The organism is Flavobacterium sp. FlaQc-30 (assembly GCF_044005885.1).
Classification (GTDB): Bacteria; Bacteroidota; Bacteroidia; order Flavobacteriales; family Flavobacteriaceae; genus Flavobacterium.
On sequence record NZ_JBIPCO010000001.1, the window covers coordinates 827,825 to 852,450 of the forward strand.

Consider the following 24,626-nt stretch of genomic DNA (forward strand, 5'->3'; position numbering starts at 1 on the left):
ATGATGTCTTTTTTGTAAAGTTAGAAAAAATAATTCATTCCATTTTTTCGAAACCAAGAAAACATGGCACATTTGAATTAATTCACAATAAAATTAAGGCTTATTTACAGGGAAATTTTTCGAAAAAACAGCTTTATTGCTAATAGGATTTCCTGCATCTTCACGCATAAAGCCATCAGTAAATTTACGAATTACATATTGTTTTGTTCCCAGATCATAATAACCTAAAAGCGAATAGTCTTTTAGTTTTATGATGTTTTCCAGGATAATGTTTTTACTTTTTCCTAAAAAATAAAATATATTGTCAACAGCCAAAGGTTCAGTTTGTTGGTTGTTTACAAACTCATAATCAGGATTCAGCATCGAATCAAAGTAAACCATTCGGCTTTGTGTGTAAGCAGGATAAGTATTGTAGTCTTCAAATCCAAAGAAAGCATCGTTTTGATTGTAATTAAAACTTGGTGCTCGTGAGATTTGATATTCCAGAAATCCGCCAAAGGTGATAAAACTATTTTCTTTGTTTTTAAAAACAGTAACTCCAGAATTTAAAGCAGATAATTGCTTTAGAAATTTAGCTGTAGTAGTAATTTCCTGCGGTTTGTATCCGTTATTTTGAATAAACAGAGGAGAGTTCTTAAAACGTATGGTATCCTTTTTTGAAATAGAAACTGTTTTAACAGATTTGCCGGTAGACAAGTCCTTTACATCAAATAAAAACTCGTCGTTATTGGTGCTGATTTGAAATAGTTTGTTGTCGTTATAAAAAGAATTTGAAGTTTTAGAAGGCTTTTTAGATACAGGCTGATCGTAGTTTTTCTCTGTTACTTCCTGAGTTTCCAAATTAAGATCTAAAACCTGTGTTTTTTTTGTATTGTAATCTAAAGTTAAAAGAATGTGATTGTCTAAAACATACATTTTGTTTTTGCTTACGCTTTTGTCCAGCGGATTAAAGTTGTTATATTCTATTTTTTCTATGGGAAAATACTGGAGAATTGTGCTGAAAGAAAAGCGCTGGTCATTTTTATTTTGAAATAAAATTCCTGAAAAATCAAACATTTTTATTTCGCATTTTCCGTTATTAAATATAAAAAGAAGTAAATGTGGCTCTTTTATTTCCTTTGCTAAAACATAAAACGAGTTGTCTTTTTGAAAATGGCTTATAACATAAGAATTGTAAGAACCAAAATCAAAACTTAAAGTTTTGGAAGCTTTTGTATCAAAGTAATACTTAATAATTCTTAAGTTTTTATAGTCAGGAGAGCTCCAATACAGCGATGGATTTCCGTCTTCGCTTAAGCTGCTGCCCAGCAAAATTCCATTTTTGGCACTTTTTATAGAATCAGTAAACTGACCTCTTAGAAATAGGGATTTATTGTATTTTAAAATATTGACATTGTTATTGTCTGTGGCAAATACATATATTTCATTAGTTTTTACATCCTCTATATTTAAGCTCTGACCATTTTCTAGCGGATTATTTAAATTTAACGGAAAACTATTTAATACTGTTTGACTTAGCAGTATTGAATTATGGAGTAAAACAAGGAAAAGTAGTATTTTTTTCATGAGTATTTTGCGACAAAAATCATTCCAAATTTAGTGAAATAAATTTTCTGTTCCGAAACCAAAATGATCTTTAATACTTATACTTTTTCTTTTGAGGGAGATAAAAAAAAAGCCCTAAAGAAATTTCCTTAGGACTTTTTAAGTTTAGTTAAGAACGGTTATTTTACTCTAAAAGTAACTCTTCTTGCTAATCTTCTAGCTTCTTCAGAGTCTTTTTGAATTGAAGTATCGGCACCTTGAGCAACTACATTTAATCTTGAAGATGCAATACCTGCTTTTTCAAGAATAGTTTTAACATTTGTAGCTCTTGTGTTTGATAGTTTTTCGTTGTATTCAGATTTTCCAACCTGATCAGCATATCCTAAAATGTCAAGTGAAGCTGATGGATTTTTTCTTAAATAAGATAAAACAACATCAATTGCAGCCGTTGAATTTTCGATTGGAGTTGATTTGTTGAAATCGAAATATACACTATAGTATTTATCGTTTATCATTTCTTTTACAACGTCTTTATCGTTTACAACAGTTGTTGTAACTGGTTTTTCTACGATAACTTGTTTAGAAGGCATGTTCTTGATTTGATTTTCAAGATTAGCGATTTTCTCATCGTAAGCTCTAAGATCTACATTTTCAGAAATTACCGTCCAGTCTGCATGTTTAGTGTTTTTACCTAAGTAAATATTTAAACCAACAGTACCATTGAAAAGTAATCCAGAAAAACCTCTGTTACCTTCAAGATATGCACCGTCAAAAGCACGATCTTGTGATGCGTTTAAAATAGTAGAGAAATCTCCAGTTAAAGCAACTCTGTTAGATAATCTAATTTGCCCAGTTACACCCGCAATAAAATTACCCATTTCATCAGCACCTCTAAAACTATCGCTTCTTAATTGAGCATAACCAAAACCAGCATGTCCTAATAAACCAAAAGTATTTGTCCAAGTTTCAAAGTTCATGATGCGGCCTAAGTTAGCAACCGCCTGTAAATCTACTCTGTAGTATTTTGAATCAAAATCGATAGAATTACTTTTTGAAGTAAAACTGTTGTAACCAAAATCAGCTTTCAAACCAAATTTGTTGTTAAACATATAGCGAACTCCTAAATCTCCAACCCATGGACTTGGAGTGTCTGTTGAATAACCAGAAGAGAATGGTCGTTGAGGTTTAGTTAGTCCTCCTGCCAATTCTACAGACCACTTATTGTAGTTGTTTGCAGTATGTTCTGTTTGTGCATTTACATGAATTAACCCTAGTGCAAATGCTAGAGTAATAACAATTTTTTTCATTGTAATTTGAGTTTTAAATTTTCCTCAAACCAACAAATTTATCAGCGTTTATGCTGTCCATTAAAAGTTATTATAATAGCAGAATAAGGTAAAAAATATAAGATAAAAACTATTTTTGATTCATTTCCTCTTCAAAGCGATCTATAAATTGTCCTACATGTAAACCATCCATTAAAGCATGATGTACATGTACTGACATTGAAATTGTTCGTTTTCCAGTTTCGGAAGTTGTCATTTTTCCAAAAGAAATTTTAGGGCAGCTGTCTGGAAACGTGTAACTTCTGGCGTGAGAAATCGAAGTAAAATTTATCCACGGAATAGCCGAGAAATGAATCAAATTATCATCATCAAATGATCTTGTAAAAAGACCGGTTGTGTTTTGAATACGTTCAATTTCGGCTAAAGCATTTTGTTTGAACAAATTAAAATCTGGATGGTATTCAATTAATGAAAATCCGAAAGTACCGTCTTCTCTTCCAATTGTTGCCGATGCATCAATATGATCGTTGATGTAAATTTTATCATCGGCAATTCTGTATTTAAAATTTTCTACTGAATTTACAGCAACTAATGTTTTGTGTAAGTAGTAGATAAAAAAAGAAACATTTAATTCTTTTGCCGTTTGATACGCTTTTGTACAATCAATTTCTACGGTTACGCCAAAAAACGGTTCTTCCATTTGTTTAAAGTGTGCAAAATGCTCTTTTCTGTTCCAGTTTTCTAGATCTAAAAGTGTTTTCATTATAGTAAGTTCTGAAGGACTTCAGTTATATTTTCAAATGAACTAAAATGTTCGTGTTCTATTTTATGATTAATTTTTTCGTGTTCCCAAGTAGTATGAAATGGTATATGAACGGCATATCCTCCAATTTCTAAAACAGGCAGAACATCTGATTTTAATGAGTTTCCTATCATTAGAAACTCATGAGATTTAATGTCTAAACGGCCAAGCAGTTTTTGATAATCAATATTTTGCTTGTCTGACATTACTTCGATATGGTGAAAATAATGACCCAAACCAGAACGATGCAATTTGCTGTGCTGATCTTTAAGATCGCCTTTTGTAGCAACAACTAGTTTATATTTTCCGTGCAGTGCCTGCAAAGTTTCTTCAACTCCGTCTAAAAGTTCGATAGGCTTTTCAAGTAATTCTTTTCCGTATTGAATGATCTTTTCAATAACTTCAATTGGAATTGTGTTGTTTGAAATGTTCATCGCAGCTTCAATCATCGAAAGAATGTAACCTTTGATTCCGTATCCGTACAACGGCAGATTCTCTATTTCAATTTTAAATAACTCCTGCGAAATACCTTGATGTGAAAGATAATCTTCCATCAAAGCACAAAATTTATGTTCCGTTTCTTGAAAATAAGGTTCGTTTACAAATAAAGTATCATCGGCATCAAATGCGATTACTTTTAGGTTAGGTATTTTAGTTTTATGTAACATAATGTTTTTTGTTTCAAGTTTTTTGTTTCAGGTTTCAGGTTTTTTGCCACTCCCGATAGCTATCGTGATATTGAGATTAAAGTGTTTTTTAAAATCTGCTTAAATCTGCTGAATCTGCGTGAAAATATTTAGCCACAAATTACACGAATTGCACTAATTTTTTGCCAAAGATTATTAAGATTAAAAGGATTTTTATTTGCTTAATCTGCCAAATCTGCGTGAGAACTTTTTTTAAAATTAATTAATCTGTGTTAATTCTTTAAATCTGTAGAAATCTATGAGCTGTTCTTTACTTAGAAAAAAGCTTTTTCAAAGAAATCGTTTTATCGTAAAACGTAATTCGGATTCCGAAAAGTAAAATAATACCGCCAAAAACCATTTGTAAAGTTATTTTTTCTTCTAAAAACAACCAAGCTAAAATTGATGTTATTACAGCCTGACTTAATAAACTCAGCGATACTCTTGTTGCGCGCATATGTTGTGTGGCATAACTAATCGAAAGCCACGCACACAATTGACAAATTACCGCTTGAAGTACTAATACAAACCAACCTGTATTTGTAAACCCTGTAAAAGGTTCGTTTAATGAATAACATAGAATTCCTAAATAAATACTTGATGTAAATAAACTGATTGTCATAAAGGAAAGTACATCAACTTCTGACAATACATTTTTGCTCACCAAAAGATAAATCGAATATAAAATTCCTGATAAAACGGCAAACAGAAAGGCTTGATTGAAATTAAGATCAATAAAAAACTCAAAACCAACCAAAGTTACCATTCCGAATAAAGAAACAATTGTTCCAATCCAGAAATTTGTCGCAGGTTTTGATTTTAGAAATAAAAAGGAACCAATTCCTACCCAAACTGGCGATAAGTTTGTAAGCAATGAAGCCTGCGTCGCACTCGAATCCTGAATAGCGATATTCCAAACGGCAACATCTGATGAAAATAAAATTCCGCAAAGCATTGCCAAAAGCGTAAGTTTTAAACTCGGAAGTTTAAAGTTTTTGCTTAAAAGCACGTAAGGCAAAAGGAGAATAACTGCAAAAAACATTCGGTAAAAAGCCGAAATCAATCCTGATGTTAAACGTAATTTAACCAATATCGGGAAAATCGAGATGCAGAGTATACCGCAGATTAGAGCTAATCTTGGTTTGGTGAGTTTCATTTTGTGATTTTAATCGTGTATTATTTTTCAAAGATAGTTTACAAGCAAATACTTTTGAAACTAAAAAGCGTAAAATCAGTTTAGAGTTTACGCTTTTTGTGTTTTTATGCTTTAATCATTTTCTCGCAGGCTTTGTTAATTTCTCCGTCAGAAAAAGATCCGAGTGTTTCCGCCAGCATTTTACTGGTTCTAATAGAGTTGATCATTCTGACTCTCAGATCTTGATCGTCGCCCATTTCAGTTAAAAGAATAGTCTCGAATATTTCAGACAAATATTCGGGTTGATCTCTAAAATCATCTACAAACCAAAGGTCTGAGAGAAATTTTGCCATTGCTGTCATTACAGCTGCTTCTGTTGTTTTTTCATTTTCTTCTGTCATGATCGAAAATTTTAAACGCACGAAACCCTCATTTTAGGTGTGACAAAATATTCAAAAGAATAGATCAAGGGCAGTTTCCTGCTCCAGCACCATGACGAGGGTTTCGCTTATTGTTACTTTAAATAAGTTTATTATCGAAAGTCTCTCAAATATTTTGTCAGTACAAACGTACAAATATAAATTTGAAAGAAACGGAAAAATGTAAGAATTTTGTTTTCTTTTTAATTTTGCCAATTTTGTCATTTCGAGGAACGAGAAATCTTCGCGAGAAGCTCGACAAAGATTGGATTCTCATTGCGGAGTTACTTGCGAAGATTTCTCGTTCCTCGAAATGACAAACGATATACTAGATGTGTAAAATCAGTTTAATTTACCGTAGCCCCATTTGGTGCTTCAGCATCTGGGTTTACAAATACCAATTTTCCTTCGGCATTTGTTGTCATCAAGATCATTCCCTGGCTTTCAACTCCGCGTAAAGCTCTTGGTGCTAAATTAGCTAAAACAGAAACACGTTTTCCAACGATTTCTTCTGGAGAAAAACTCTCGGCAATTCCTGAAACAATTGTACGAACATCAATTCCAGTATCCACTTTAAGAACTAAAAGTTTGTTTGCTTTTGGCATCTTTTCCGCTTCTAGAATAGTTCCTATACGGATATCCATTTTTGCAAAATCCTCAAACTGAATTAAATCTTTTTGTGGTTCAGGTTGTTTGCTTTCAGCAAGATTAGCCGTTTTTGTTGCTTCCAATTTATCTATTTGTTTTTGTATTTCTTCGTCTTCAATTTTAGCAAAAAGCAATTCAGCTTCGCCAATTTTATGTCCAGCCGGAATTAAATCTGAATTTTCAGTAATATCATTCCAACCCAATGTTTTATCCAAAATGATGTCTTTTGCATCACGATTTTTCTCTTTCAAGAATTTGCTGAATCCTTCAAAATGTTCTTTAAGATCACCTAAATTCAAGATTTTAGAAAGTTTAGCCGCTGTAAAAGGTAAAAATGGTTCAGCCAAAACGCTCAATGCCGCAGCAATTTGAAGTGCTACATACATTTGCGTTTTTACACGCTCTGGATTGTCTTTCATTACCTTCCAAGGCTCTTCGTCAGCAAGATATTTGTTTCCTAAACGAGCAACATTCATTAATTCGCCTAAAGCTTCACGGAATCTGTAACGCTCAACAGAACTTGAAATTACAGCTGGATACGCTTTTAATTCTGCTAAAACAGCTTCGTCAACTTCACTAAATTCATTTGGCGTTGGAATAACACCTTCATAATATTTGTTGGTTAAAACCACCACACGATTAATGAAGTTTCCGAAAATAGCAACTAATTCGTTGTTATTTCTTGCTTGAAAGTCTTTCCAAGTAAAATCATTATCTTTTGTTTCCGGTGCATTTGAGGTTAAGGCATAACGCAAAACATCCTGTTTGTCTGGAAATTCTTCTAAATATTCGTGTAGCCAAACTGCCCAGTTTTTAGAAGTCGAAAGTTTGTTTCCTTCTAGGTTCAAAAACTCATTTGCAGGAACATTGTCTGGTAAAATATAACTTCCTTCAGCTTTTAACATCGCAGGGAAAATGATACAGTGGAAAACGATATTGTCTTTCCCGATAAAGTGAACCAATTTCGTTTCTTCATCTTTCCAATATGGTTCCCAATCTTTTCCTTCGCGGGCAGCCCATTCTTTTGTAGAAGAAATGTAACCAATTGGCGCATCAAACCAAACGTATAATTTTTTTCCTTCGGCACCTTCAACAGGAACATCAATTCCCCAATCAAGGTCACGCGTTACCGCACGAGGTTCAAGTCCGCCGTCGATCCAAGATTTTACTTGACCGTAAACGTTAGGTTTCCAGTCGTTTTTATGACCTTCTAAAATCCATTTTGTTAAGAAATCAGAATATCTGTCTAAAGGTAAAAACCAGTGTTTTGTTTCTTTTAAAATTGGAGTTTCACCAGTAATTGTCGATTTTGGATTGATTAAATCAGTAGCGTTCAAAGTCGATCCGCATTTTTCGCATTGATCGCCGTAAGCTTCTGGATTGTCGCATTTAGGACAAGTTCCAACCACAAAACGGTCTGCTAAAAACTGATTTGCTTTTGCATCGTACAATTGCTCTGTAACTTCTTCAATAAAATCGCCTTTATCATACAGCGTTCTAAAGAATTCTGAAGCCGTATCGTGATGCACTTTTGCAGAAGTTCTAGAATAATTATCAAATGAAATTCCGAAATCTGCAAACGATTTACGGATGATTCCGTCGTATTTATCAATAACTTCTTGTGGTGTAACTCCTTCTTTTTTTGCTTTCATCGAAATTGCAACACCGTGTTCATCGCTTCCGCAAATAAACGCAACATCTTTATTTTGCAAACGCAAGTATCTAGAATATATATCTGCAGGCACGTAAACCCCCGCCAAATGCCCAATATGGATTGGTCCATTAGTATAAGGTAATGCTGCTGTAATAGTATATCTCTTTGGATTTTGTATCATAACTCAATTTTATTGAGTGCAAAAATAAGCAATAGAATTGAGATTTTGTTATTACGCAGCCATTCGCTGAGTTTTTTAATCTCGCAAAGTCGCAGAGGCGCAAAGTTTTTTCTCATTTTATGTCATTTCGACGAAGGAGAAATCTTAGCAAGTAGCTCGACAAAGATTGGCGACTTTAGGAATGGAGCTTCTCGCGAAGATTTCTCCTTCGTCGAAATGACAATATTGGATGTATTGGGTGTAAAATAGAACCAGTTTAAACTAGCATTGCCGCTAAAATCTTCAAGATTTATTTCGCAATCTTTGCCTTCCGAAAAAAAACTAAAAAACAAGTTTATGAGCAAGACAAAATTAATCATCAATAAAAATGGATCAATCAAAATCGAAGGTGATTTTGAAATCATGGATTCAGAAGGAGCTGTATACGGATTACAAGGAAGATCTGCACTTGGTCTTTGCCGTTGTGGATTATCTGCAAACAAACCATTTTGCGATGGCGGACACAGAAATAATTTCGAACACGAATCTGTTGCATTCGATTTACCGCCAATGAAAACGAATTAAGATTTTTTCTAATTTGAATATAAAAAAAGCTGCATTTTATTGATGCAGCTTTTTTTATAGATAAAGTTCGCCTTTCATCGTAATTATCGAAGAACCGCCAACCAAAATATCATTTTCGCGATTCATAACTTCAATAATTGAAGGCTGATTTAATTTTATACCTTGCAGGATTTTATATTCTTGATTGAGTTTTGCTTGTTTTTTTTGAGTTAAAAATCCAATTAATGGACCTGCGGCAGTTCCTGTTGCGGGATCTTCATAAATTCCGATTATTGGATTAAAAAATCGGGTCTCGGCAATATGTTCTTCATTTTGACCTTTTATGGTAAAGCAATAAAAACCTTCAGATTGATATTCTTTCGAAATTTCGATTAACAGTTTTGGATCTGGAATACAATCGTTCAGGATTTGACTGTTTTTAATGGGAACCATAGTATGCGAAACTTCGGTTTTAACGATTGTGGGAACAAAGTCGTTGCTGTCTAAATCTTCGATTTTTAAACCAAGTGCAACCGCTAATTTGTATGTTGGAATTTCCTGTCTTAAAACTGCCGACTTTTGATGCATTTGCACAACAGGATAAAAGCTTACGGGATCAAAACTTACAGTCAACGGAATTGCAGCGTGTTTCATGATTACGAAACGAGCGTTTTCTTCTTGGTCTTTAAATATGGGGATTCCTTTTAATAAAGCTCCGCAAACCGCTCCTAATAAATTGTGTCCTGCGCCGTCAATTTCGATTCCGGTTGGAGTAAACGAGCGTACGTTTAATGCTTTTTGTGCTGGGGAATAATAAACAAATGAAGTTTCGGAATAGCCAAATTCTTTGGAGATGTTTTGATACGTTTCTAATTCTAAATTACCGTTTGTAAAAACCACCGAAAGCGGGTTTCCTCTATAACTTTCATTTGAGAATACATCTAAAACATAATATTCTAATGCTTTTCTTCCTTCCATTCCTTAATTCTTTTTTAGCTTAAACTTTTTAGACGGAATAAAGTTAATGCTTAAAAAATATGAAAACAACAGCTTTTACAACATTCGTTTTTGTTCAGCACTTATTGCTATTGCTTTTTCTAGTCTCGAAAGTCTGGTTTTTTCTTGTTTGGCGCTCATAATCCAGTGAATCATAACTTTTTTGTATGATGGCGCTTGATTTTCGAAAAAGTCCCAAGCGGGTTTATTGACTTTAAAATGTTTTTCAAATTCTGGATCTAGAACTTCTGGTTCTTTTTCATAAGAATAAATTCCAGATTTTGCGTCAGATCTTAGTTCAAAAGCTTTTAATCCGGCTTCTCTCATAAGTCCTGCCTTTGTAAGTTCTTCGACTTTTTTGATGTTGATGGCGCTCCAATTGCTTGTTTTTTTTCTGGGTGTAAATCTGTTCGAATAACTTTCTTCATCAATTGATTTTCGAACACTGTCAATCCAGCCAAAACAAAGCGCTTGATCTACAGATTCAGACCATGTCATTGATGGTTTTTTGGTGCTCATTTTATAGAAACCTACTATAAGTTCGGTTTCTTTATCATGATTTTTTTCTAACCATGCTCTAAATTTTTCTGGAGTTGCAAAGAAGATTGGTGTCATGATTTAGTTGCTTTTTAATGGAGGAGGTGGTGGTGGAAGAATATACTTGGAGCTGAAAAAGAATAATTTTTTCTTTGTTTCAATTAATTTTGCGGTTTTCTTCCAATTGTAAATCCATATTGCTAAAGAATCTAATTCTTTTGGAACGTCTTTTTTTCGACTATGTACCGCTATGGATTTTTTGATTGAATCTTTATCTATATACATTATGTAAAATCTTCCATCAGTATAATCTTCATTGTACATGGAATTGTAATTTTTTAGCTGTGTTTTAGATATTAAATCAGACAGTTCTCTTCTGTCTTTTTTACTTAAGTATGCTATATAATTTGTTTTGCTTTTTGGGCTTTTAATACTGTCAAAAGCAGTATTGCTATTCCAATGTTCTCTTAGATAAATACTATCGTTTGGAGTAAACTTGATTGAAAAACATGTTCCAAAAGTATTATTAAAGGAAAAATCAAAATATTTAAATTGTGTATTATCGTCTTCTTTTTTGCATCCAAAGAAAATAAATAAGATTATGACCAGTAAAGATGTTTTCTTCATAATTACTAAAATTACAAATTAGCAATAGCTCTAATAATCCATAAAAGTACAATGAATAACAAAAAAGAGAATTGAACTTTATTTACTTTTTGGTTTCCAAATTTCTTGACTAAAAAACGATCTATTAGTACAGCCGCAAAAATAGGAATTAACCAAAACAAAATATAGATTCCCATTAATCCATCTGGTGCAGAATTTCCGTTTATCAGCATTACAGCGTAAACTATTCCAATAATAATAGAGAGAATTCCTGCGACATAGAATAAGGTTAGATTTTTTGGTAAACTCATAGAATTGGCAGTTTTAAGATTTAGATAGAAAATATTTTAATTTCGTAATAAACTTACAAAAAAAATGGTTCAAATAAATGCTGTTTTTATTAGAGATACTAATAAATAGTCTACAGAAAACTCCCAAAAAATTATTGCTGATTATATCATTATTTCGACGAAATTTGCAAAGCAAAACAGTTAGGATGTGAATCATGGCAAAAGGACCCGAAAAGAATACTAAAAACAAGGCTTTACATACCAAATTACTAAATCGTAAAAAAGCTAAACTTCAAGAAGAAAAGAGAGAACGTGCTTTACGATTGAAAGCTTTAGTTGCGAAAATGAACGAAATGAAGAAGAACGACGAATCTGACGCTGTTTAGCTTAGTAGATTTCTTAAGTCTTTAATTTTAAAATAATCTCAAAACAAAACAAAATGGAGGAATTCGGTAGAATTATAGTTTCTGAAACAGCAATGGAAAGTGAAAATCCGCAGGATATTATCAACTCTAATATTTCGGTAATCAACCTAATGCGTGAAGAAAAAGTAGATGACGATCTGATTCATGAAGATGCTTTGTTGAGTTATTATTTAGATTATTATGCGTCGCAATATGCAGCTGGTAATTTTTCGCAGTTTGTCTATAATTCTGGTTGGAACAAAGAATTAAACGAATTGATTGAAGAAGGTTTGACTTTGATTGGTGCCGAAAAACATTTGGAGTTATTTCAGGCACAAGCTAAAAGAGTCAAATTATTGAGCAGCGTAAAAATTGCTAAATTTCTTAAAGGAAAGTTCGAAGGTGTAAACCCAACAAGAGACTTGCTGAACAATAACACTTATTTTGAATTAGACGAAAATTTGGTCGAACTAAATGCCAATTTCCTAAAAAATCATCCTGATTTTGAAGTGCTTCCTGTAGATGAAATATTTGCAGTTTTGGAAGAGTTTGTTGGGCACGAAATAAAAAGAGCTTAGTCTTTTTAAGGTTCAAAGGTTCAGAGCAGCAAAGGTTCAAAGAATAAAAGTTTTAATGATTTTGATGAGATTCGACTATTTTAAAACAAGCCTTTTAAAATAGTCGAATCTCATTAAGAGTAAAACTTAACAAATCTTTACGCAGTCCTGCTATTATTTTGTGAAATAACTTTATTAATTTCGCTTTGAGTGTTTTACAGATTTTAAAAAGGCCCAAAATGAGAAATAAATACTGCCAAATTTTGCTGATTCTTTTTGTTCAAGCAGCAATTTCTCAAAATAAAATCAATCTTTTTTCTGAAATCAATTACAGCTCTATTCCTGCAGTTTCTTTAAATGATTATAAATCGGTTCAGGAAAGAGATCCCAGTTTTCAGAATCCTAATATTGCACTCGGAATAAGTATTTCTGGCGGCGGTTCAAGAGCGCAGTTTTTTAGTATGGGCGTTCTTCTCGGACTTGAAGAAATTAGCGAGAACAATCTGCAGCGCAATTTTTTGAACGAAATAGACTATTATTCAACAGTTTCGGGCGGCTGTTTTTCGGCAGGATATTATTTAACCATTCTCAAGAATAAATTATTTCAAGACAACTGTTCTTTCAACGAGTTTTATTTTTCAAAAGCAGATGCTTACAAAGACTATGTCGATAAATCGGCCAATATATTGTCGCTTTTAAACAACAGCCGTAACGAAAAAGGAGATCGCGTATCAATGACACAGCGTATAGATGCTGATATTTTGCAATACGATGCTATAAATCCTGACAACAAAGATAAATTTGGAAAACAAATGCTGCTGTCTGATTTTTTTATTCCAAAAGAGAGTACTGTTGTGCCTTTGATGCCAATGTTTATTGCAAACGGAACTGCTCTTTTAATAATGGAGAACGAATTCCGTTTATGCCGCATATTATTAAAGGATTAAAACTTAATGCATCGCTTGCGCCAAATAGAGCTGCTTTGCCATTAAACGAAAGTGAAATTAATGACGGATATAATTTCCCTGTAACGTATGGCATTACGGCAAGTTCTGCCTTTCCGGGTGTTTTGCCAAAGGTTAAATTTGGTGTCAAAGATCAAAGTAAAATATTGTGTATTATAGACGGCGGTGCTTCGGATAATATGGGATACAAAACATTGGCCGAAGTACTTCATAGTGATACTAAAGTAAATGATAAGAATAAAAAAGCCGTTTTTATTGACTGTCTTGGTCAAGGAAAAAAGGAACCTTATATAAACGATACAAAAATTGGTCTTCTTTCATTGTTTGAAACGGCTTCGCTTTATACCGTTCAAACCCGATATATGACTTTTGATAAAGATGTAGAAAGTACTTTTGAAAGATATAAGATTCCTGTTAAGAATTATCAGATAATTGGTTTTACTACGATTCGAGATCATTTGCTGAAAATGGAGAAAGATCAAGATTACAATGATTTAGTTGTAGAATTGAAAGCAACAAACGACGATTCCAGCAGTTGGATTAAGCTGTTTGCGAACTTTAAAGAAGATTTAGTAACCAAATTTGGCGAAAGTGCGTTTAAAAAAGATAAAGTTGGCGAAATAATAGTAGCAACACTTGATAAAGATAAATTTCCAGAATTGACTGCAAGCGAAGTTTTACTGTTGTATGAATACGCTTCTCACGTTGAAACAAAATTGCGAATTACCGCTCAGGAAAGAGATGTTTTACTTTTATCTGGACGCTTTGCGGTATTTTTGAAAACGAATGAATTAAGAGAATTGCTTGTAGAATATAAGTAAATTAACTCATTGATTGTAACTGCAAAACAACAATAATTAAACACATAGAAACATAGATTTTGTATGTAAAAAAGAAGACAAAAAGAAACGCGTTTCTTTCGTATAGCGCGACTATGAGTATTTAAAAAAAGTGAAGCGCCTAATTTAGACTGCAAAAGCTATGTTTCTATGTGTTGAAAATAATTACAGCCGGTGGGTTAAATTAAGAGCTCTCTTAAAAAAGTGATTTTAATTAAAAAGGGTAAGCAGATTATTTTATATTTGGAAGCCCCTAATTATTAAAATCAAGAACAATGAGAATTAAAACCTACTTAATTCTCAGTGGCATTTTTCTATTTTTATCCTCTTGCGGAAAAAAAGAGAAAGAAATCATTGAGGAAAATGCTTCATCGCTGGCTCTAAAAACAGAGACACCTAAACCAGTTGAAAAACTTATTTTCAAGAATAGCGAATACATAATTTCTTCTGACGAATTAGATTTAAGTCTGCTCAAAAAAGCATCCGAAAATTTGAAAATCGAATACAAAGCTGTTAAAATTGAAGATGTCAGCTCGATTAAATACAGTGATGAAATAACTTTTTTCGCGATTTGTATTATTAGAAAAGAGAACAAATCAAAATCAAAAGATGAAAATCGAGGTAATTTTTACGAAAGAAAATATGTTTTCGTAAACAACAGCGACGGGAAAATTCTGGCAGAAGAATCTGATGCTGGTCTTGGTTATTATGAAAATGAAGGTTTAAGAGTCGGCAAAACGTATATTTTGAAAAATCTATTGAAACTGGATGAAAAAAATCAAGCAATTGCTTTTACTACAGCAGTATATTCAAACAGCAGAGTTGTAGTGTATTCTGAGGAAAAGCTAACGATTATGACATTCGACGGAAGTAAAATGAAGAAATTGTTGTACGAATATCCAATTCGGTCAGTAAATGGAGATTCAGACGGAAGCGGTACTTATCAAATCGAAACGCTCGAAACCGGTATTAGCATTTCTGATGCTCAGTCAAATGGGTTTTATGATTTATTGGTTTCAAAAATATTTTCATACGAGGCCGCTGCCGAAGAAGATTTAGAAAATGATATTCAGAAAATGAATGATCTAAAAGTTAAAAAAGAATTTCAAAGGCTGCGATTTAATGGTAAAATGTACTCGTTTAAAAAAGACGATCAAAACCGATTTTTATAATTTTATGTCTTTATAGAAACGAAAAAAAAATGCTAAAAAAATTACTTTTTGTTTTATTGATTTTGCCTGTTTTCTTGTTGGCGCAAGAAAAGCAAAAAGAAATGTCGGATAATGTGACGCGTTATTTTTATGACGATAAAGTAGTTTCGATCGAGATTTGGTATGGTGCTGATAAAAAACCGGACAGTTCTAAAACCTATTATTCGAGTGGAAAACTAAATGAAGTTTTTTATTTTGATAACGAAGGTAAAAAAGATGGAGATTGCTATCAACTCAACAAACAAGGTGAAAAACTCGTAACGTGGAATTTTGTGCACGGAAAATTAACGAGTCGAGTAGATCATAAACTGCCTTTTAATAAAGATCGAGAAGAAACTACCAAGAAAGCACTAAAAATGCTGACTGAAATTAATGCAAAGACTAATTTTAATCCAACAAAAATTAATGATCTCTACAATCGCGGGGTTTTAAGAATCAGTCTTGGTAATGCAACATTGGCAATTGAGGATTTAAAAAGGGTTGAATATGCGATTGACAAAGATCCAAAAAACAAGAATTTAGTTTTATCAGACTCAGCGCAAAAGAAAGCGGCTTCCTTTCGAAGTAAACTTTATGATCGTATTGCAAGTATATATGGATCACTTGAAATGGAAAGTTTCGCGTTTCACTATTATTTTAAAGCAATCCAGAATGCGCCCAATGATTATCGCATTCTATATAATTTTGCAACATTGTTGCAGCAGCGAAAATCGTATGATTTGGCACGTTATTATTTAGAGAAAATTATAGCTGCAAAACCAGATCATGCCCACGCGAGATGGGGACTTGCCAGATTGTACAGTGATATGGGCGAGTATGAAAAAGCAATGGATAATATCATGTTTGCTTTTGTATCTGAAAAAGCCATTATCGAAAGAACAACAGGATATGGCGGACGTGATTTAAGAACGACTAGAGGTTTAATCTATCATAAACTTGGAGAATCGGACAAAGGAATTGCCGATTTGAAAATCGCTTTGGAGATGGATAAAAACAATTCGTATGCTATGAAAAACCTCGGAATCATTTATCTGGATCAAAAAAAGTACGAAGATGCCTGTGGCTTATTTACAAAAGCAAAAGAACTAAATTATACTTTGACGTATGATGAATTTGATCTGGAGATGCTTTTAGAAAGTGCCTGTAATAATATGCCGCCAAAAGAAAATGCAAAAAGCAAACCCTTTGTTTTTCCAAATCCTGCCGTAACAACCATTACAATTGAGAATTTGAATTCTAAAAACTTTGATTTTGAGTTTTTTAACTTTGAGTCCGTGTCGGTTTTAAAAGGAAAAACAAGCGACGGAACGATAAATGTTTCTGGACTGCTTTCTGGATTTTACATTTTAAAAGTTACAGTTGGCACTTCAGTACAAACTTTTAAAATGATAAAAGAGTAAACTTTAAAAACGCTTTGCAAACCTTTAAAGAAACTGCATGTAGATGTGCGAAATATTTCTTTCCTCAAAAACTTTGTCATAATCTTAGGAAACATTTGCTTAAATTTGCTTCCGTTATAAAAAATATACAATAGTTATAAAAAACAAGCTATGTTACAAATCGCATTTATTAGAGAAAATCAAGAGAAAGTAATCAAGGCTTTAGCAAAACGAAATATCGATGCTAAAAGCGTTGTTGAAGAGGTGGTGAAATTAGATGAAAACCGTCGTGCTGCGCAAGTTGAGCTAGACAATATTTTATCTGAATCTAATAAATTGTCCAAAGACATAGGCGAATTAATGAAAGCGGGAGAGAAATCTAAAGCCGCAATTTTAAAAGAAAAAACCGTTTCATTAAAAGAAAAAAGCAAAGAACTTGGCGAAAAAGCAGAAGCTTTGGCTGTTGAGCTGACTAATAAATTATACACACTACCCAATCTTCCCGCTGATATCGTTCCAGAAGGAAAAACTCCAGATGATAATTTGAATGTTTTTCAAGAAGGTGATATTCCAGTTTTGCACGAAGGTGCACAACCGCATTGGGAATTGGTTAAAAAATACGACATCATCGATTTTGAATTGGGTGTAAAAATTACAGGAGCTGGTTTTCCTGTTTACAAAGGAAAAGGAGCTCGTTTACAACGTGCTTTAATCAATTACTTTTTAGATAAAAATACAGCTGCAGGATATAACGAAGTTCAAGTGCCGCATTTGGTAAATGAAGCTTCAGGATATGGAACTGGGCAATTGCCAGATAAAGAAGGGCAAATGTATCACGCTGGAGTTGATGATTTATATTTGATTCCAACAGCTGAGGTGCCAGTTACCAATTTATTCCGCGACGTTATTTTAAACGAAAGCGAATTGCCTATTTTACACACTGCTTATACACCATGTTTCCGTCGTGAAGCAGGTTCATATGGAGCGCACGTACGCGGATTAAACCGTTTGCACCAATTTGATAAAGTTGAAATTGTTCGTGTTGAACACCCAGATAATTCATACCAAGCGCTTGACGGAATGGTTGAGCATGTAAAGAATATTTTGCAGGAACTGAAATTGCCATACAGAATTTTACGTCTTTGCGGAGGTGATATGGGTTTCACATCAGCTTTAACCTATGATTTTGAAGTGTTTTCTACAGCGCAGGATCGTTGGTTAGAAATTAGTTCAGTTTCTAACTTCGAAACTTTTCAAGCAAACCGCTTAAAACTGCGTTTTAAAGACAAAGATGGTAAAAACCAATTGGCACACACATTAAACGGAAGTTCATTGGCTTTGCCTAGAGTTTTGGCAGGAATTATAGAAAATTATCAAACACCAGAAGGAATCGTAATTCCAGAAGTTTTACGCCCTTACTGCGGTTTTGACATCATAAAATAAAAATTTCGTACATTTAGGGTTAAACCTAACAGGTTTTTTTAAACTTGTTAGGTTTTCTTAATTGTAACGGTCAGCATAATTAAAATTGAAGAGGATGAATGGAGTGTTAAATTGGAATGTAGACCCTGTTATTTATTGGATAACAGATAGTTTTCCTTTAAAATATTACGGAGCGCTTTTTGCTTGCGGACTTTTATTAGGATATTATATCGTAAGGAATATTTACAAAAAGGAAAATCTTTCTGTCGAGAATCTTGACAGTCTGCTGGTTTATGTAATTGTTGGAACAATTTTGGGTGCAAGATTAGGGCATGTTTTTTTCTATGAGCCTGAATATTTTATGCAGCATCCGATAGAAATTCTTTTACCGATAAAAGAAACAGCAGGAGTTTATAAATTTGTTGGATATCAAGGTTTAGCTAGTCATGGCGGATCAATAGGAGTTCTTATCGCATTGGTTTTATATTGTCGAAAATATCATGTAAAGTTTTTGTGGCTTTTAGATAAAATGGCAGTTGGAGTTCCGGTAACAGGGGCATTTATCAGGTTTGGGAATTTTATGAATTCAGAAATCTACGGAAAAGCTACTAACGGAAATTGGGGCGTTGTTTTTCAAAGAGACGATATGATTCCAAGACATCCAACGCAATTGTATGAAGCATTTGCTTATTTAGTGATTTTTGGTATTTTGTTTAAAATGTATAAATCAGAAAGAATTAGAAATGCCAACGGATTAATTTTTGGAACCTTTTTGACACTATTGTTTCTAGCTAGATTTATAATTGAATTCTTTAAGGAAAATCAAGAAAGTTTCGAGAATAATATGCTTTTTAATATGGGACAATTATTGAGTATTCCTTTTATAATTATTGGCATAGTTTTGATTGTTTTAAAATCAAGACAAAAAAATGATTACGCAGGAGTTTGATAATTGCTGTGTTCAGATTCTACAATAGGCAACAAAAAGCGGCAACTTAATAAGCTGAATATGAAAAACATCTTTATCTATATCGTTTTGTTGTGGTCTGGTTTTGTATTCGCGCAAAACGAGCAACTGGCAAATAATTACTACGAGAAAGGCGATTTTGAGAAAGCTAAACTGATTTATGAAGAGCTTTTAAAAGGTTCTCCCTCTAATACACAGTATTTTTTAAGAACGGTAGACTGTTATCAGCAGCTGCAAATGTATGATGTTGCCGAAAAAACGATTCAAGATCGCTATAATAAATACAAGCAAGGTATTTTTTTAGTTGAATTAGGATATAATTTTCAGTTGCAAAAAAATGATTCTAAGGCTAAATCGTATTACGAGCAGGCAATCGATAAAATCAAAACAAGTCCTAATGATGTTTATGGAATTGGTAATTCTTTTGAGAAAAAAGTTTTGCTTGAATATGCGGTGAAAGCATATCAAACGGGAATGCAGGTGCAGCCCAATTATAATTTTAACTTCCAAATCGGGATGTTATACGGTCAGCTTGGGAAAACAGATCTAATGATCGATATGCTGCTGACAGAATCGTATCAGAATCCGCAAAACGCCAATTTGATACAAACACAACTTTCCCGTTTTATGAATGGGGAAACAGATAATACTGCATTTAAAGATGCTATGCGAAAAGCCTTGATTTTAAAAACACAAAAAGATCAAGATATTTTTTGGAATCATTATCTAAGCTGGTTTTATGTACAGCAAAAAGAATTTGGAAAAGCATTTATTCAAGAGAAAGCAATTTACAAACGCGAACCAGAATCATTAATAAGCATTGTAAATCTGAGCCAGTTTGCTATAAACGAAGATGATACTGACACGGCAGAAGAAATATTGAATTTCATTCTTTTAAACACCAAAGATTTAGATTTATTGGTAGAAAGCAATGCCCGTTTAATGCAGATTAAAATCGATAAAGCGCAGGAAAAAGATTATCCTGCAATTACAAATGAGTTACAGCAATTGCTCACAACTTACGAAATAACTCCTTTTACCTTATCTTTGCAATTAATTCAAGCGCATTTTTTAGCTTTTAATCTAAAAAAGACAGAAGAAGCTAAGGCAATTGTGAAAAAAGCGCTGGAATTAAATTTGAACGCGTATCAGCAGGCAGACGCTAAAATGGAACTTGCAGATATTTTGTTATTAGAAGAAAAGTTTAATCAGGCATTAATTTATTATTCGCAGATTCAATTAGATCTAAAGAATGATGTTATGGTGTATGAGGCAAGTTTAAAAGCCGCTAAAACAAGTTATTTTAAAACTGATTTTGAGTGGGCTTTGACGCAGTTTAAAGCATTAAAATCGGCAAACACACAATTGATTGCCAATGATGCTCTAGAGTATTTTTTGTTAATAAACGATAATAAAGCTGCAGATTCGACACAAACGGCTTTGAAACAGTTTGCAAAAGGGGATTTTTTAATTTATCAAAATAAAAAACCAGAAGCAATAGCGCAGTTTCAAAGCATATTAAAGGCTTATAAAGGACAGGAAATTGAAGCTGTTACAATGTTGCGTTTAGGTAAGATTTACGAAAGTTTGAAGGATTACAATTCGGCTTTAAGCCAATACCAGCAAATTATCGATCACCACAGTGACGGAATTTATGTTGATGAAGCGCTGTTTTTTTCGGCAGAAATTTACAACGATGAATTGCATGATACAGAAAAGGCAAAGCCTTTATATGAAAAGATAATTTTTAATCATCAGGATAGTATTTACTTTGTTGATGCTAGAAAAAAATACCGAGAGTTAAGAGGGGATAAGAATTTATAAATTCCAAATTTCAAAGAAAAGAATTAATAATACGATGATTCAATAAGTGATTAAGTGCCTAAAAAGAAACTTGATACCTTAGAATCTCAGAATCTTTAGAAAAAATGATTATTTACAACGTTACAACCAATATACACGAAAGCGTTCACGACCAATGGTTAAAATGGATGCAGGAAAAACACATACCAGAAGTTTTGGCAACTCAAAAATTCTCATCGGCAAGAATTGTGAGAGTTTTAGTTGAAGAAGAAATGGGAGGTATCACATATTCCGTTCAATATATAACAGACAGCAAGGCTACTTTAGAAAAGTATTATCTTGAAGATGCGCCTAAATTACGACAAGAAGCATTAGAGTTATTTGCTGATAAAATGCTCTCTTTTAGAACAGAATTGGAGCTTATTTCAGAGCACTAAGTTTGAGTTTTAACCTCGGTTTTGCATTTTTAGTTAGAGAATTGAGACAAAAACTAAATAAAACTTTGTGTCTTTGAGTCTTAGTAGTAAAAAAGTTTGAGCCTTTGCAGCAAAAAGAATACTTTTGCGCCCTCGCGGCAAAACAAGATAGAAAATGGAAAAAGTAAAAGCCAAAAAACACTTAGGACAGCATTTCCTTAAAGACGAAAGCATCGCAAAAGCAATTGCCGATACTTTGAGCTTAAAAGGATATGATGAGGTTTTAGAAATAGGACCTGGGATGGGTGTGCTTACTAAGTATTTGCTCGAGAAACCAATTAATACTCACGTGATCGAAATTGATACCGAATCTGTGGCGTATTTAGGCGAGAACTATCCAAAACTAAAAGATCAGATTATCTCTAAAGATTTTCTGAAATACAATATACATGAAGTATACGGAGATAAACAATTTGCAATAATTGGAAATTTCCCCTATAATATCTCTACTCAAATTGTTTTTAGAACATTAGAGTTTAGAGACCAGATTCCTGAGTTTTCAGGAATGTTTCAAAAAGAAGTTGCAGAACGAATCTGCGAGAAAAAAGGCTCCAAAGCCTATGGAATCTTATCTGTTTTAGCACAGGCTTTCTATGATACTGAGTATCTGTTTACGGTAGATGAAAATGTTTTTATTCCTCCGCCCAAGGTCAAGTCGGGTGTGATGAAAATGACCCGAAAGGAAGATTATAGCCTTCCTTGTGGTGAAAAGTTATTTTTTACAGTAGTAAAAACGGCTTTTCAGCAAAGACGAAAAACATTACGTAACAGTTTGAAAACATTAAATTTATCTGATAATCTGCGAGAAGACACTATCTTTGATAAACGTCCCGAACAGCTTAGTGTCGAGGAATTTATTGTTTTGACTCAAAAAATAGAAGCCGATGGAGTTTAAAATCAGTAAAGAGCTCATTAAGGAAATAGCACAGCTTATTCAAGCTAAGAACAATAAAGAGCTAGAAATTTTATTGAATGACATGCACCATGCTGATTTCGCCGAAATACTTGACGAAATTGACATTGCAGATGCTACTTATATTTTTAAGGTTTTAGACAGTGAAAAAACAGCCGAAATTCTTTTAGAATTAGAGGATGATTTACGTGAGAAAATCTTAAACAGACTTTCGCCAAAAGAAATTGCAGAAGAGCTTGATGAGCTTGAAACAAATGATGCGGCAGATATTATTGGTGAACTTTCGAAAGACAGAAAAGCTGAAGTAATCTCGGAACTTCAGGATGTTGAGCACGCAAAAAGCATTGTAGATTTACTTCGTTACGATGAAGATACTGCCGGAGGTATCATGCATAAAGAGTTAGTGAAAGTAAATGAAAACTGGAACGTTCTTACTTGCGTGAAAGAAATGCGTATTCAAGCCGAAAATGTTTCAAGAGTACATTCTATTTATGTAGTCGATGATGAAAATCGTCTTAAAGGCAGATTATCACTTAAAGATTTGCTGACGACTTCTACAAAAACACAAATTTCAGACATATACATTAGAAAATTATACTATGTAAATGTTGAAACACCAGATGTTGAGGTTGCTCGTATGATGGATAAATACGATCTCGAAGCAATTCCTGTTGTAGATGAATTAGGACGTTTAGTAGGTCGCATTACAATTGATGATATTATCGACGTAATCAAAGATGAAATCGAAAAAAGAGATACCGAAGATATTCAAAAGTTTGGAGGTCTTGAAGCGTTAGAACTTCCTTACGTTCAAACCAGACTTGGTGAAATGGTAAAAAAGAGAGCAACTTGGTTAGTTGTTTTGTTTATTGGTGAAATGTTTACCGCTTCGGCAATGGGATTTTTTGAAGGAGAAATCGAAAAAGCCGTTGTTCTAGCCTTATTTGTACCGCTTATTATTTCGAGTGGAGGAAATTCTGGTTCGCAAGCTGCAACATTGATTATTCGTGCCATGGCCTTAAAAGAACTTACTTTAAAAGACTGGTGGTATGTAATGAAAAAAGAAATTGCATCTGGATTTTTGCTTGGTGCGATTTTAGGTATTGTTGGTTTTATTAGAATTTTAGTTTGGCAGCAAAGCGGATTGTATGAATATGGCGAGCATTGGTTGGCGATAGGAATGACAGTTTCACTTTCATTAGTATTTATTGTTTTGTGGGGAACACTTTCAGGATCAATGATACCCTTTTTATTGAAAAAACTTAAACTGGATCCCGCAACTTCATCAGCACCTTTTGTAGCTACTTTGGTTGATGTAACCGGATTAGTGATTTACTTTACAATTGCGTCCTTACTCTTAAAAGGGAAGTTGTTATAAAATAAAATAAGTTTGTTTACTGCATTGAATTAGGGTTTTTACAGCCGCTAAAGGATTCTCGACTTTAGATTTTTGCCACAAATTGATACGTTACAGTGATTTAAAATGGGTAAAATCTACGTAATTTACATGCCGAAAAACAGGCTGTTAATCAGCCAACAATAAATTAAAACCAAGCAGGATGAAAGTACACATTATAGGGGGAGGAAACCTAGGCGTTTCTATTGCCTTAGGAATTGCAAAATTTTCAAAAAACAATCAAGTTACCGTAACGAGAAGAAACACTGCAAGTATTCAATATTTATCTGAATATGGAATTACAGTTTCTAATAACAATAAACATAAGATTCACGAAGCTGATGTAGTGATTTTAACGATAAAACCGTATCAAGTTGATACTGTTTTAGGTGAAATTCTTCCAGTTATTCAAAATAAAACAATTGCTTCGGCAGTAAGCGGATTGTCTTTGGATATTCTTCAATCAAAAACAAATAACGAATATCCAGTTGTGCGCATTATGCCAAATATTGCGGCGCAGTTTGGAGAATCGGCAACTTGTATTTCTTTTCCAGAAAAAGACCGCGAAAAAGCGCTGCCAATTGTTGATCTATTTCAAGATTTAGGAACAGCTCCGGTAATTGATGAAAAATTAATGGATGCAGCGACTGTTTTAGGTGCGTGTGGTACTGCGTATGCTTTGCGTTACATTCGTGCCTCTATGCAGGCAGGAATTGAGATTGGATTCGATTCAAACACAGCTTTAGCAATTGCGGCACAAACCGTAAAAGGAGCAGCAAAAATGTTATTAGAAGAAAAAGTACATCCAGAGCAATTGATCGACCGTGTAACAACGCCTCAAGGCTGTACAATTGTTGGTTTAAATGAAATGGAACACAATGGTTTCAGTTCATCATTGATAAAAGGAATTAAGACCTCTTTGAAACAAATTAAGGGCTGAGAATAAATAAAATCAATATTTAAAAA

25 protein-coding genes are annotated in these 24,626 nt (G+C 33.4%); 14 read left to right on the forward strand and 11 right to left on the reverse strand.

Annotated elements, in window-relative coordinates; all coding sequences use genetic code 11:
- Positions 1-93 precede the first annotated feature (93 nt).
- The 7 genes from ACHRV0_RS03615 to metG form a co-directional block, all read right to left on the reverse strand.
- Complete coding sequence (locus ACHRV0_RS03615; RefSeq protein ID WP_395439930.1) at positions 94-1,566, reverse strand: hypothetical protein; 1,473 nt, start codon at positions 1,564-1,566, stop codon at positions 94-96.
- A gap of 158 nt (positions 1,567-1,724) precedes the next feature.
- Positions 1,725-2,852: an OmpA family protein gene (locus tag ACHRV0_RS03620; protein ID WP_129022647.1), complete on the reverse strand. Its 1,128-nt coding sequence runs from the start codon at positions 2,850-2,852 to the stop codon at positions 1,725-1,727.
- A 109-nt stretch (positions 2,853-2,961) separates the two neighbouring features.
- Positions 2,962-3,594, reverse strand: coding sequence for a CatA-like O-acetyltransferase (locus tag ACHRV0_RS03625; RefSeq protein WP_395439931.1), 633 nt, complete (start codon positions 3,592-3,594; stop codon positions 2,962-2,964).
- Positions 3,594-4,301: an HAD family hydrolase gene (locus tag ACHRV0_RS03630; protein ID WP_129022645.1), complete on the reverse strand. Its 708-nt coding sequence runs from the start codon at positions 4,299-4,301 to the stop codon at positions 3,594-3,596. The genes ACHRV0_RS03625 and ACHRV0_RS03630 overlap by 1 nt, the downstream gene beginning before the upstream one ends.
- Positions 4,302-4,590: 289 nt before the next feature.
- Entirely contained in the window at positions 4,591-5,475 is an 885-nt protein-coding gene (locus tag ACHRV0_RS03635) for a DMT family transporter (protein WP_395439932.1), read from the reverse strand.
- 104 nt (positions 5,476-5,579) lie between these two features.
- Complete coding sequence (locus tag ACHRV0_RS03640) at positions 5,580-5,855, reverse strand: hypothetical protein (RefSeq protein WP_395439933.1); 276 nt, start codon at positions 5,853-5,855, stop codon at positions 5,580-5,582.
- Between the two features lie 365 nt (positions 5,856-6,220).
- A complete protein-coding gene (gene metG / locus ACHRV0_RS03645; RefSeq protein WP_395439934.1) occupies positions 6,221-8,356 on the reverse strand; it encodes a methionine--tRNA ligase in 2,136 nt (711 codons plus the stop codon).
- Positions 8,357-8,692: 336 nt separating this feature from the next.
- On the opposite strand from metG, the gene ACHRV0_RS03650 reads away from it, so the two are divergent.
- On the forward strand, positions 8,693-8,920 hold the full coding sequence (locus ACHRV0_RS03650; protein WP_089053402.1) for a CDGSH iron-sulfur domain-containing protein: 228 nt from the start codon (positions 8,693-8,695) through the stop codon (positions 8,918-8,920).
- 54 nt (positions 8,921-8,974) lie between these two features.
- Here ACHRV0_RS03650 and ACHRV0_RS03655 read toward each other — a convergent pair whose 3' ends face one another.
- The 4 genes from ACHRV0_RS03655 to ACHRV0_RS03670 form a co-directional block, all read right to left on the reverse strand.
- Complete coding sequence (locus ACHRV0_RS03655) at positions 8,975-9,877, reverse strand: PhzF family phenazine biosynthesis protein (protein ID WP_395439935.1); 903 nt, start codon at positions 9,875-9,877, stop codon at positions 8,975-8,977.
- Positions 9,878-9,952: 75 nt separating this feature from the next.
- Entirely contained in the window at positions 9,953-10,510 is a 558-nt protein-coding gene (locus tag ACHRV0_RS03660; RefSeq protein WP_395439936.1) for a YdeI family protein, read from the reverse strand.
- Positions 10,511-10,513: 3 nt separating this feature from the next.
- Positions 10,514-11,059, reverse strand: a complete 546-nt coding sequence (locus ACHRV0_RS03665; protein WP_395439937.1) for a hypothetical protein — start codon at positions 11,057-11,059, stop codon at positions 10,514-10,516.
- 11 nt (positions 11,060-11,070) lie between these two features.
- A complete protein-coding gene (locus tag ACHRV0_RS03670; RefSeq protein WP_395439938.1) occupies positions 11,071-11,349 on the reverse strand; it encodes a hypothetical protein in 279 nt (92 codons plus the stop codon).
- Between the two features lie 194 nt (positions 11,350-11,543).
- On the opposite strand from ACHRV0_RS03670, the gene ACHRV0_RS03675 reads away from it, so the two are divergent.
- The 13 genes from ACHRV0_RS03675 to proC all read left to right on the forward strand — a co-directional run bounded on the left by ACHRV0_RS03675 (position 11,544) and on the right by proC (position 24,600).
- A complete protein-coding gene (locus ACHRV0_RS03675) occupies positions 11,544-11,714 on the forward strand; it encodes a hypothetical protein (RefSeq protein ID WP_164975015.1) in 171 nt (56 codons plus the stop codon).
- Positions 11,715-11,767: 53 nt separating this feature from the next.
- Complete coding sequence (locus ACHRV0_RS03680; protein WP_089053396.1) at positions 11,768-12,310, forward strand: hypothetical protein; 543 nt, start codon at positions 11,768-11,770, stop codon at positions 12,308-12,310.
- Between the two features lie 218 nt (positions 12,311-12,528).
- Complete coding sequence (locus tag ACHRV0_RS03685) at positions 12,529-13,236, forward strand: hypothetical protein (protein ID WP_395439939.1); 708 nt, start codon at positions 12,529-12,531, stop codon at positions 13,234-13,236.
- The gene (locus tag ACHRV0_RS03690; protein ID WP_395439940.1) at positions 13,212-14,075 is read left to right on the forward strand and encodes a hypothetical protein; all 864 of its coding nucleotides are present in this window, start codon (positions 13,212-13,214) and stop codon (positions 14,073-14,075) included. Before ACHRV0_RS03685 ends, ACHRV0_RS03690 begins: the two co-directional genes overlap by 25 nt.
- A gap of 293 nt (positions 14,076-14,368) precedes the next feature.
- Positions 14,369-15,265, forward strand: a complete 897-nt coding sequence (locus ACHRV0_RS03695; RefSeq protein WP_395439941.1) for a hypothetical protein — start codon at positions 14,369-14,371, stop codon at positions 15,263-15,265.
- 29 nt (positions 15,266-15,294) lie between these two features.
- On the forward strand, positions 15,295-16,704 hold the full coding sequence (locus ACHRV0_RS03700) for a tetratricopeptide repeat protein (RefSeq protein WP_395439942.1): 1,410 nt from the start codon (positions 15,295-15,297) through the stop codon (positions 16,702-16,704).
- A 150-nt stretch (positions 16,705-16,854) separates the two neighbouring features.
- Positions 16,855-18,126 (forward strand): serine--tRNA ligase, encoded by a 1,272-nt coding sequence (gene serS, locus ACHRV0_RS03705; protein ID WP_395439943.1) that lies wholly within the window; start codon positions 16,855-16,857, stop codon positions 18,124-18,126.
- Between the two features lie 94 nt (positions 18,127-18,220).
- Positions 18,221-19,054, forward strand: coding sequence for a prolipoprotein diacylglyceryl transferase (gene lgt, locus ACHRV0_RS03710; protein WP_395439944.1), 834 nt, complete (start codon positions 18,221-18,223; stop codon positions 19,052-19,054).
- Between the two features lie 60 nt (positions 19,055-19,114).
- Positions 19,115-20,896 (forward strand): tetratricopeptide repeat protein, encoded by a 1,782-nt coding sequence (locus tag ACHRV0_RS03715; RefSeq protein WP_395439945.1) that lies wholly within the window; start codon positions 19,115-19,117, stop codon positions 20,894-20,896.
- A 104-nt stretch (positions 20,897-21,000) separates the two neighbouring features.
- The gene (locus ACHRV0_RS03720; protein WP_089053389.1) at positions 21,001-21,312 is read left to right on the forward strand and encodes a DUF4286 family protein; all 312 of its coding nucleotides are present in this window, start codon (positions 21,001-21,003) and stop codon (positions 21,310-21,312) included.
- A 154-nt stretch (positions 21,313-21,466) separates the two neighbouring features.
- The gene (gene rsmA / locus ACHRV0_RS03725; protein WP_395439946.1) at positions 21,467-22,246 is read left to right on the forward strand and encodes a 16S rRNA (adenine(1518)-N(6)/adenine(1519)-N(6))-dimethyltransferase RsmA; all 780 of its coding nucleotides are present in this window, start codon (positions 21,467-21,469) and stop codon (positions 22,244-22,246) included.
- Entirely contained in the window at positions 22,236-23,642 is a 1,407-nt protein-coding gene (mgtE, locus tag ACHRV0_RS03730) for a magnesium transporter (protein WP_129023725.1), read from the forward strand. The genes rsmA and mgtE overlap by 11 nt, the downstream gene beginning before the upstream one ends.
- A gap of 181 nt (positions 23,643-23,823) precedes the next feature.
- Positions 23,824-24,600, forward strand: a complete 777-nt coding sequence (gene proC / locus ACHRV0_RS03735) for a pyrroline-5-carboxylate reductase (protein ID WP_395439947.1) — start codon at positions 23,824-23,826, stop codon at positions 24,598-24,600.
- Positions 24,601-24,626: the final 26 nt, after the last annotated feature.

Bases quoted from the DNA above. Each gene is read 5' to 3' on its own strand.
- ACHRV0_RS03615 (WP_395439930.1), bottom strand. From the start codon at position 1,566: ATGAAAAAAATACTACTTTTCCTTGTTTTACTCCATAATTCAATACTG.
- ACHRV0_RS03620 (WP_129022647.1), bottom strand. From the start codon at position 2,852: ATGAAAAAAATTGTTATTACTCTAGCATTTGCACTAGGGTTAATTCAT.
- ACHRV0_RS03625 (WP_395439931.1), bottom strand. From the start codon at position 3,594: ATGAAAACACTTTTAGATCTAGAAAACTGGAACAGAAAAGAGCATTTT.
- ACHRV0_RS03630 (WP_129022645.1), bottom strand. From the start codon at position 4,301: ATGTTACATAAAACTAAAATACCTAACCTAAAAGTAATCGCATTTGAT.
- ACHRV0_RS03635 (WP_395439932.1), bottom strand. From the start codon at position 5,475: ATGAAACTCACCAAACCAAGATTAGCTCTAATCTGCGGTATACTCTGC.
- ACHRV0_RS03640 (WP_395439933.1), bottom strand. From the start codon at position 5,855: ATGACAGAAGAAAATGAAAAAACAACAGAAGCAGCTGTAATGACAGCA.
- metG (WP_395439934.1), bottom strand. From the start codon at position 8,356: ATGATACAAAATCCAAAGAGATATACTATTACAGCAGCATTACCTTAT.
- ACHRV0_RS03650 (WP_089053402.1), top strand. From the start codon at position 8,693: ATGAGCAAGACAAAATTAATCATCAATAAAAATGGATCAATCAAAATC.
- ACHRV0_RS03655 (WP_395439935.1), bottom strand. From the start codon at position 9,877: ATGGAAGGAAGAAAAGCATTAGAATATTATGTTTTAGATGTATTCTCA.
- ACHRV0_RS03660 (WP_395439936.1), bottom strand. From the start codon at position 10,510: ATGACACCAATCTTCTTTGCAACTCCAGAAAAATTTAGAGCATGGTTA.
- ACHRV0_RS03665 (WP_395439937.1), bottom strand. From the start codon at position 11,059: ATGAAGAAAACATCTTTACTGGTCATAATCTTATTTATTTTCTTTGGA.
- ACHRV0_RS03670 (WP_395439938.1), bottom strand. From the start codon at position 11,349: ATGAGTTTACCAAAAAATCTAACCTTATTCTATGTCGCAGGAATTCTC.
- ACHRV0_RS03675 (WP_164975015.1), top strand. From the start codon at position 11,544: ATGGCAAAAGGACCCGAAAAGAATACTAAAAACAAGGCTTTACATACC.
- ACHRV0_RS03680 (WP_089053396.1), top strand. From the start codon at position 11,768: ATGGAGGAATTCGGTAGAATTATAGTTTCTGAAACAGCAATGGAAAGT.
- ACHRV0_RS03685 (WP_395439939.1), top strand. From the start codon at position 12,529: ATGAGAAATAAATACTGCCAAATTTTGCTGATTCTTTTTGTTCAAGCA.
- ACHRV0_RS03690 (WP_395439940.1), top strand. From the start codon at position 13,212: ATGCCGCATATTATTAAAGGATTAAAACTTAATGCATCGCTTGCGCCA.
- ACHRV0_RS03695 (WP_395439941.1), top strand. From the start codon at position 14,369: ATGAGAATTAAAACCTACTTAATTCTCAGTGGCATTTTTCTATTTTTA.
- ACHRV0_RS03700 (WP_395439942.1), top strand. From the start codon at position 15,295: ATGCTAAAAAAATTACTTTTTGTTTTATTGATTTTGCCTGTTTTCTTG.
- serS (WP_395439943.1), top strand. From the start codon at position 16,855: ATGTTACAAATCGCATTTATTAGAGAAAATCAAGAGAAAGTAATCAAG.
- lgt (WP_395439944.1), top strand. From the start codon at position 18,221: ATGAATGGAGTGTTAAATTGGAATGTAGACCCTGTTATTTATTGGATA.
- ACHRV0_RS03715 (WP_395439945.1), top strand. From the start codon at position 19,115: ATGAAAAACATCTTTATCTATATCGTTTTGTTGTGGTCTGGTTTTGTA.
- ACHRV0_RS03720 (WP_089053389.1), top strand. From the start codon at position 21,001: ATGATTATTTACAACGTTACAACCAATATACACGAAAGCGTTCACGAC.
- rsmA (WP_395439946.1), top strand. From the start codon at position 21,467: ATGGAAAAAGTAAAAGCCAAAAAACACTTAGGACAGCATTTCCTTAAA.
- mgtE (WP_129023725.1), top strand. From the start codon at position 22,236: ATGGAGTTTAAAATCAGTAAAGAGCTCATTAAGGAAATAGCACAGCTT.
- proC (WP_395439947.1), top strand. From the start codon at position 23,824: ATGAAAGTACACATTATAGGGGGAGGAAACCTAGGCGTTTCTATTGCC.